Origin of the sequence: Methylobacterium sp. 275MFSha3.1 (genome assembly GCF_900108435.1) — a bacterium.
In the GTDB taxonomy this organism is placed as follows: Bacteria; Pseudomonadota; Alphaproteobacteria; order Rhizobiales; family Beijerinckiaceae; genus Methylobacterium.
The window spans coordinates 112576-119957 of the sequence record NZ_FNWP01000023.1 but is presented as its reverse complement, the minus strand read 5'-3'; the positions used below and the strand labels follow the sequence as shown (position 1 = coordinate 119957).

General features: G+C 71.4%; 10 protein-coding genes. 5 read left to right on the top strand and 5 right to left on the bottom strand.

Annotated features, from left to right (window positions below; translation table 11 throughout):
* Positions 1-486: 486 nt before the first annotated feature.
* Positions 487-2514, top strand: a complete 2028-nt coding sequence (gene thrS, locus BLW78_RS24200; RefSeq protein ID WP_091682565.1) for a threonine--tRNA ligase — start codon at positions 487-489, stop codon at positions 2512-2514.
* 280 nt (positions 2515-2794) lie between these two features.
* The gene (locus BLW78_RS24195) at positions 2795-3805 is read left to right on the top strand and encodes a sensor domain-containing diguanylate cyclase (RefSeq protein WP_091682564.1); all 1011 of its coding nucleotides are present in this window, start codon (positions 2795-2797) and stop codon (positions 3803-3805) included.
* A 16-nt stretch (positions 3806-3821) separates the two neighbouring features.
* Here the strand turns inward: BLW78_RS24195 and BLW78_RS24190 are convergent, their stop codons facing one another.
* The 5 genes from BLW78_RS24190 to BLW78_RS24170 form a co-directional block, all read right to left on the bottom strand.
* Complete coding sequence (locus BLW78_RS24190; RefSeq protein WP_091682562.1) at positions 3822-4247, bottom strand: hypothetical protein; 426 nt, start codon at positions 4245-4247, stop codon at positions 3822-3824.
* A 39-nt stretch (positions 4248-4286) separates the two neighbouring features.
* Positions 4287-4520: a DUF6894 family protein gene (locus tag BLW78_RS24185; protein ID WP_026605249.1), complete on the bottom strand. Its 234-nt coding sequence runs from the start codon at positions 4518-4520 to the stop codon at positions 4287-4289.
* A gap of 141 nt (positions 4521-4661) precedes the next feature.
* Positions 4662-4916, bottom strand: a complete 255-nt coding sequence (locus BLW78_RS24180) for a hypothetical protein (RefSeq protein WP_091682561.1) — start codon at positions 4914-4916, stop codon at positions 4662-4664.
* A gap of 52 nt (positions 4917-4968) precedes the next feature.
* Complete coding sequence (locus BLW78_RS24175) at positions 4969-5154, bottom strand: hypothetical protein (protein ID WP_012318898.1); 186 nt, start codon at positions 5152-5154, stop codon at positions 4969-4971.
* A gap of 33 nt (positions 5155-5187) precedes the next feature.
* Positions 5188-5394, bottom strand: a complete 207-nt coding sequence (locus tag BLW78_RS24170) for a hypothetical protein (protein WP_091682559.1) — start codon at positions 5392-5394, stop codon at positions 5188-5190.
* 318 nt (positions 5395-5712) lie between these two features.
* Here BLW78_RS24170 and BLW78_RS24165 point away from each other — a divergent pair, with 318 nt between their 5' ends.
* From BLW78_RS24165 to BLW78_RS24155, 3 genes are all read left to right on the top strand, one after another.
* Positions 5713-6180 (top strand): Ros/MucR family transcriptional regulator, encoded by a 468-nt coding sequence (locus tag BLW78_RS24165; protein WP_020095185.1) that lies wholly within the window; start codon positions 5713-5715, stop codon positions 6178-6180.
* Positions 6181-6403: 223 nt separating this feature from the next.
* Positions 6404-6679: a hypothetical protein gene (locus tag BLW78_RS24160; RefSeq protein ID WP_026605251.1), complete on the top strand. Its 276-nt coding sequence runs from the start codon at positions 6404-6406 to the stop codon at positions 6677-6679.
* Positions 6680-6765: 86 nt separating this feature from the next.
* The gene (locus BLW78_RS24155; RefSeq protein WP_020095187.1) at positions 6766-7140 is read left to right on the top strand and encodes a hypothetical protein; all 375 of its coding nucleotides are present in this window, start codon (positions 6766-6768) and stop codon (positions 7138-7140) included.
* Positions 7141-7382: the final 242 nt, after the last annotated feature.

The following is a 7382-nucleotide window of genomic DNA, read 5'->3' as shown; positions in this document are numbered from 1 at the left end:
CCTGAGCGACCTGCGGACCCGCCCACTACGAGGCGGGGAACGGCTGGAAGGCCACGGCGCCGATGCGGGTTCCGGAGGTGCGGGCACGGCGTGCGAGTACGGCGTGCCTGCACCTCGACAGAGACCGCTAACGGGGAGTCGCAGGACCGGGACGTCGGAGACGCCGCGACGAGACAGACGGCAGCGGCCGGGGACCATGCCCGGCCGATGCCGCGGGGCGCCGCGGGGATCGGATCCCGCGCGTACTTGGCCGACACCTGGGTTCCCGCGGCGTCCCGCGTCCCTCGTGCTCGCCTCCCAGGCCATGCCCCCGGCGCCACGCGCGCGGGGACGATCACGCGCACCCGAACGGCGGACGAAGGGCAGGGATGCGTGGAGTTGCGCCGCACCGTTGTTCCCTCGCCCGAGAAATCGGTCTACACGGCCGCTCCCTCGAAACCGCTTACCTGCCCCGTATGCAGGACTGAGCCCGGAGACGCTCGTACCATGCCGATTCTCACCTTCCCCGACGGCAACACGCGGGAGATCGCCGCCGGCACGACCGGCCGGGCCGTGGTCGAGGGCATCGCCAAGTCGCTGGCCAAGCGCACCGTCGCCATGGCGCTCGACGGCACGGTCGCCGACCTCGACGACCCGATCGACCGCGATGCCCGCATCGAGTTCCTGGACCGCACCGACCCGCGCAGCCTGGAGCTGATCCGGCACGACTGCGCGCACGTGCTCGCCGAGGCCGTGCAGGCGCTCTGGCCAAAGACGCAGGTCACGATCGGCCCGGTGATCGAGAACGGCTTCTACTACGACTTCCATCGCGAGACCCCGTTCACGCCCGAGGACTTCCCGAAGATCGAGGCGAAGATGCGCGAGATCATCGCGCGCGACGCGCCCTTCACGAAGGAAGTCTGGACGCGCGAGGACGTGCGGGCGCTGTTCGCCGGCAAGGGCGAGGGCTTCAAGGTCGAGCTGGTCGACGCGATCCCGCCGGGCGAGGACCTGAAGATCTACCGCCAGGGCGACTGGTTCGACCTCTGCCGCGGCCCGCACATGACCTCGACGGCCAAGGTCGGCACCGCCTTCAAGCTGATGAAGGTCGCGGGGGCCTACTGGCGCGGCGACTCGAACAACCCGATGCTGACCCGCATCTACGGAACGGCCTGGGCGAACCAAGCCGATCTCGACGATTACCTGCACCGGCTGGAGGAGGCCGAGCGCCGCGACCACCGACGGCTCGGCCGCGAGATGGACCTGTTCCACTTCCAGGAGGAGGGGCCGGGCGTCGTCTTCTGGCACGCCAAAGGCTGGACGATCTTCCAGGAGCTGATCGCCTACATGCGCCGGCGCCTGCGCGGCGACTACGCCGAGGTGAACGCTCCGCAGATCCTCGACAAGGCCCTGTGGGAGACCTCCGGCCACTGGGGCTGGTACCGGGAGAACATGTTCGCCGCGCAGTCCGCGGGCGAGGAGGCCGAGGACAAGCGCTGGTTCGCCCTCAAGCCGATGAACTGCCCGGGCCACGTGCAGATCTTCAAGCACGGCTTGAAATCCTACCGCGACCTGCCCCTGCGCATGGCCGAGTTCGGGATCGTCCACCGCTACGAGCCGTCCGGCGCCATGCATGGGCTGATGCGCGTGCGCGGCTTCACGCAGGACGACGCCCACGTCTTCTGCACCGAGGACCAGCTCGCCGACGAGTGCCTGAAGATCAACGACCTGATCCTCTCGACCTACGCGGATTTCGGCTTCGACCAGATCGTCGTGAAGCTCTCGACCCGGCCCGAGAAGCGCGTCGGCTCCGACGCCCTCTGGGACCACGCCGAGGACGTGATGACCCGCGTGCTGGCGCAGATCGAGGAGCAGTCGGCCGGCCGGATCAAGACGGCGGTCAACCCGGGGGAGGGCGCGTTCTACGGGCCCAAATTCGAGTACGTGCTGCGCGACGCCATCGGCCGCGACTGGCAGTGCGGGACCACGCAGGTGGACTTCAACCTGCCCGAGCGGTTCGGCGCCTTCTACATCGACGCCGACGGCGCCCGGAAGCCGCCCGTGATGGTCCACCGGGCGATCTGCGGCTCGATGGAGCGCTTCACCGGCATCCTGATCGAGCACTTCGCCGGGCACTTCCCCCTGTGGCTGGCGCCGGTCCAGGTGGTGGTGGCGACGATCACCGGCGAGGCCGATCCCTACGCCCGGGACGTCATCCGCACCCTGGAGCGCGCCGGCCTGCGGGTCGAGGCGGATCTGCGCAACGAGAAGATCAACTACAAGGTCCGCGAGCACTCGCTCGCCAAGGTGCCGGTGCTGCTGGCGCTCGGCCGCCGCGAGGCGGAGGAGCGCACGGTCTCGATCCGGCGGCTCGGCAGCCAGCAGACCCGCACGCTGCCGCTGAGCGAGGCCGTGGCGGCCTTCGTGGAGGAGGCGACCGCGCCCGACATCCGCCGCGCCGAGGCCGTCGCCGCGACGGTCCCGACCAGCGACACGGTGCTCGACGGCCATCACGGCCCGCACGACGCGCCCTGACGCGCCGCCGATAGACGTCGTCCCGGGGGCCGCGCGGCGGCACCCGGGACGGCGGCGCGGCTCGACGACCGCGCCGCCGTGTCGACCGACAGAGTTCGCGCGTCGGGATCGCGGTCTCAACTTGCGGATGGTCAATCTCCGCGAAGATCGCTCAACGCGCACGACTTTCGTCAAGGTTGGCGAAAGGAATCCCATTCTATGAAGACCGGAGACTAATTTCCGAGCCGGCACGTTCCGGCGATCGCCCGACGACGCTGTCGGGCGTTTCGGGGGACCGGCCATGGCGGCGGAGGCGGGCAGGGCGGCGACGAGGCTGGCGCGGCGCCACCGGCAGGCGGCCTGCGCCCGGCGCCAGGACGGGCTCGGCCGCGGGCGCAAGCTCGGACCCGGCATCGTCCAGGCGCTGGACTCGCTGCCGCACGGCCTGTGCCTGTTCGATTCCGCCGACCGGCTGCTGTTCGTGAGCGACGGGTTCCGGCGCCTGTTCGGCCCGCCCGCGAACCGGATCCGGCCCGGCATGCATGCCCGGGCGGTGGGCGCGGCGAGCGCCGCGGGGGCGGTCCCGGCCGACCGGGATCCCTGCGGCCTCTGGGCGGCGCGGCGGCGGCTCCTCGCCCGGGGCGCGACCGACGTCGTGGTCCAGACGCTCGCGGACGGGCGCCAGGTCGCGATCACGCTGCACCCGCAGGCCGGCGGCGGCTGGACCGCCCTGTGGGAGGACGTGACCGAGCGCCGCCGGGCGGAATCGCTCCTGCGCTACATGGCCCACCACGACCCGCTGACCGGCCTGCCGAACCGCCACCTGTTCGCGGCCCGGCTTGACCGGACCCTGGCCGACCTCGACGGCGCGCCCTGCGCGCTGCTGTGCCTCGACCTCGACGGCTTCAAGCCGGTGAACGACCGCCACGGGCACGCGGTGGGCGACGCGCTCCTGCGACACCTGGCCGAGCGCCTGCGGGCGGCGCTCGGCGCGGGGGATTGCGCCGCGCGGCTCGGGGGCGACGAGTTCACCATCCTGCTCGGCGACGCGGCGCCAGCGCCGGCCCTCGGCTTCGCCCTGCGCCTCCAGACGCGCCTCGCCGAGCCGTACGATCTCGGGACCGGAACGCCGATCCGCATCGGCGCGGCGATCGGCGTGGCCTGCGCGCCCCTGCACGCCACCCGGGCTGAGGCCCTGGTGGAGCGGGCGGACGCGGCGATGTACGCGGCCAAGCGCCTCGGCCACCCCTACCTGTGGGACGACGCGCTGGATCTCGGGCCGGTCGGTCCGGGCGGCGCGGTTCCGGCCTGAGGCGGCCGGGACGGTCTCAGCGCGCCTTCTCGTGCTCCGCGAGGCCCACGGCCCTGTAATCGTAGGTCGGGAAGAACTCGGTCCGGTACGCGCCCCAGGCGGTGTCCTCCAGGACGCGGTTGACCTCGCGCAGGCGGGAGGCGGGCAGCCGCAGGACGATGATCTGCCCGATCCCCATGACGACGTTCCACGAGACGACCTCGATGCCCGGCGGCGGGAAGGCCTTGTAGAAGCCCTGCTTGGCGAGCTGCGCGTTCAGCTCCGCCAGCGGGCGGGACTGGTCGTGGCGCAGGAAGACCGTCAGCAGCACGGCGTTGTCGGCCGTCGCCGCGGCGGATCCCGTGGGCGGGGGCGGCGCGGTCTGCGCCCCTGCCGGCCCGGCGGCGGCGAGCAGCAGGAGCGCCGCCGCGAGCGGGCCGGTCAGACCTGTTGAGCGTCGCATACGATCTCCCGCTTTCCCGACCCGCGCGCGGCCGGGCCGTCAGCCGCCCTCGACATCGTAGGAGAGCCGCAGGCGCAGGCGGACCGCGCCCTGCTCGTCGCGCACGGCGAGCACGTAATCCTGCCGCTCCATCGGATCGGTCAAGCCCTGCGCGAGCCGCGTCAGGATGCGCACCGCCTGCGCCCGCGCCGCGGCGAGATCCGGAAGATCGAAGCCGTCGCGGTCGCGAACCAAGTTGGCGCCGTCGTGGAGGTCGATGAAATAGCGGGGCACGGATGCGAGCTCGGCGAGCGCCGGAGCTCGCAAGGATCAGTCTCCGCTGTTTCTACGTAGTTTCCGGAGGGCCGCAATCGGAGGTCGCCCGTGTCGCACCCCCAGACGCGGCCGGATGTAAGCCGGGACCCGCGGGCCGCATCAGCCCCCCAGCAGGCTCTCGGCGAAATCGTCCGGAACGGTCCCGAACTGGCCGAGGATCGTGACGCCCTCGAGTTCCCCGGTCTCGTCGTCGGCCACGACCCTGAGGGCCGCCGCGCCCGGCATGCGGGCGGCCAGCGCCTCCGCCTTCTTGAGGGCGCCGAACTCGCTCTGCGCGGGCTCCTGATGGGCCGGCCGCAGGCGATTCCGGTGCAGCTCGAACGGCTGCACGAGGTAGGTGGTCTTCAGGGCCATTCCGGCCTCCTCGGCGCGGCGCGCGGTGGCGAACGGACCGCGGCGCGGTCCACTACAGGCTGCGGGTGGTCACCCCGAGTGCGAGCAGGGCGTAGGCGCCGATGAAGAACCATTGCCGGTGCGCCACGACGGTTTTTCCGACCATCGGGATGCGCGTGTAGAGGCTGGCGACGGCGAGGCCGATCAGCACGGCCGACACCAGGAACGTGAGCAGGCGCGGGGCGGAGAGCGTGGGCATACCCCATGCTCCGCCGGTACGCTTACCGAACCGTTACCGGTCGAGCCCGGGCACGAGGGGGCGGTACGCCGTCAACGGGCCCTGCGTTCCGGGAAGCAGGCCGACCTCGGCGAGCCACAGGACCATGATCGCTCCGGCCAGGAGCGTCGCGAGCGAGGCCAGCCGCCCGGTCCACCGCCGCAGCACGAGCATGGCGACCACGACGGCCAGCAGGGCGATGAGGAGGGCGAGCATCAGCATGGCCGCGCCATGCCACGACCGGGGCGCCGCGTCACCGCGGATGACGGCGGAACGTCCCACGGGCCGGCCCGGGCCGACTTCAAGTCCGCCAGATGCACGTTCTGGTCGTTCTGCAGAGCGGAAACTCTACCGCAGTCGACAGGCCGACTCGGACGGCGCCCTGAAATACTCCGCCGGAAATCGCCAGAAATGGTCGGCCGATCTCCGCGGCGGGCACCCCGATCATGCACCGGAAGCGGCCCGCCAACGGTTTTGTAACTTGCATTCAGTGCTCAAAAGTAGCAGATCCCGGGCGAGGGGCACACCAGGAATCTTACAGTGTCAGAAGAAACCACAGGGCCCAACTCCAACTTCATCGAGCTGGCGGGCGATATCGTCGCCGCCTACGTGTCGAACAATCCGGTGCCGGCCGCGGAGCTTCCGGCCCTGATCGCGCGCGTGCACGGCGCGATCAGCGGGCTCGTCACCGGGACCCTGACGGCGGAGATCGGGGCGGTCCCGCAGGCCGAGGTCGAGAAGCCCAGCGCGGCCCAGATCCGCAAGTCGGTCCGGCACGACGGGATCGTCAGCTTCATCGACGGCAAGACCTACAAGACGCTGAAGCGCCACCTGACCAGCCACGGCCTGGATCCGCGCAGCTACCGCGACCGCTACGGCCTGCCGGCGGACTATCCGATGGTCGCGCCGAGCTACGCCGAGCAGCGCTCCGCCCTCGCCAAGGCGATCGGCCTGGGCCAGCCCGGCGCCATGGCCGAGCGCGAGCGCAAGGGCCGCAAGGCCGCCTGAGGATGACGACCTCCGGGGGCGCCCCGCTCGGCGGGGGCCCCTCGTAACGAAGCGCCGCGGAGCCCGGCGCCTCGTGCCGCCGCGCGGCCCGGAGCCGCGCCGAGACCGTTGCATCGTCGCCACACACGTCCAAGACATCGCGGAACACGGACAAGCTGCCACACTCTGCACAAAGCTGATGCGCACGCCGGGGCCCGAGGATGCTACCGAAGGGGTCGGCGAGATGAAGCGAGAGCAGACGATGACGAGTTCGGTCGTGCCGTTCCCGGCGCATATCGCGCCCGCGGTCGTGGACGAGGACACCGCGTCGATCATCGCCGTGCTGCAGGATCAGCTGGCCCTGGCCCGCGAGGGTCGCCTGCGCTCGGTGGCGGTCGTCTCCGTCTCGGCCGATGGCGAGGCGGTCGGCACGCAATGGTCGTGCAAGGGCTCCGATATCAGCAACCTGATCGGCAAGCTGACCGTCCTGACCCACGACCTGATGGCCGCCCGGAAGTGACCGGCCGGATCTGACGGGGCGGGCGCGGCCCGCCCGGTGCGGCGTTCCGGAGACGGCTCCGGCATCGGCCAGAAGGAATGCCCCGGATGACTCGCGCCCTGCTGTTCGCCGCCCTCCTGGGAACGGCGGTCGTGCCGGGCACCGCCCGGGCTGCCGAGGAGGCAGACGACACCAAGCGCGCGGAGACGATCCGGGGTCTCGTGCGGATCGTCGGCGCCCAGGCCGGCATCGTCCTGCACTGCCGCAAGCTCTACACCATCGACGACACGGTGTCCGAGGGCCTGTCCCGCACGGTCCGCCGAGCCCTCGACGCCGGCCTCGGCCACCAGCGTGCCCGGAACGCCATCGCCGAGGAGGGCCGGCGGGTCGCGGACGAGATCGCCGCGGTCGGACCGGAGCAATGGTGCGCCGACCAGCGCGACCTGCTCAACACGGACGGCGTCCGCGTCTTCATCGACTGACCGCGCCGGATCCCGTCCCGGCGGGGCACTCCCCGCGGCCGGCCGGTCGATGCCCCTCGTGAAGGGCAGCCCTGGCCGCGCGCGACTTCAGTCCTGTGCGGATCAGATGAGAGCGTCATTCCGGCCGCTGTTCCGCAGTGCAGAACAGATGAACACCTTGTTCACCGCGCTCTCGTCTGTCATGATTCGACGACGGACGAGACTGAACAGATCAAGCCGGTCGCACTCGTCCGTTTACAAGA

Coding starts and splice junctions, on each gene's coding strand:
- thrS (WP_091682565.1), top strand. CDS start 487: ATGCCGATTCTCACCTTCCCCGACGGCAACACGCGGGAGATCGCCGCC.
- BLW78_RS24195 (WP_091682564.1), top strand. CDS start 2,795: ATGGCGGCGGAGGCGGGCAGGGCGGCGACGAGGCTGGCGCGGCGCCAC.
- BLW78_RS24190 (WP_091682562.1), bottom strand. CDS start 4,247: ATGCGACGCTCAACAGGTCTGACCGGCCCGCTCGCGGCGGCGCTCCTG.
- BLW78_RS24180 (WP_091682561.1), bottom strand. CDS start 4,916: ATGGCCCTGAAGACCACCTACCTCGTGCAGCCGTTCGAGCTGCACCGG.
- BLW78_RS24175 (WP_012318898.1), bottom strand. CDS start 5,154: ATGCCCACGCTCTCCGCCCCGCGCCTGCTCACGTTCCTGGTGTCGGCC.
- BLW78_RS24170 (WP_091682559.1), bottom strand. CDS start 5,394: ATGCTGATGCTCGCCCTCCTCATCGCCCTGCTGGCCGTCGTGGTCGCC.
- BLW78_RS24160 (WP_026605251.1), top strand. CDS start 6,404: ATGAAGCGAGAGCAGACGATGACGAGTTCGGTCGTGCCGTTCCCGGCG.
- BLW78_RS24155 (WP_020095187.1), top strand. CDS start 6,766: ATGACTCGCGCCCTGCTGTTCGCCGCCCTCCTGGGAACGGCGGTCGTG.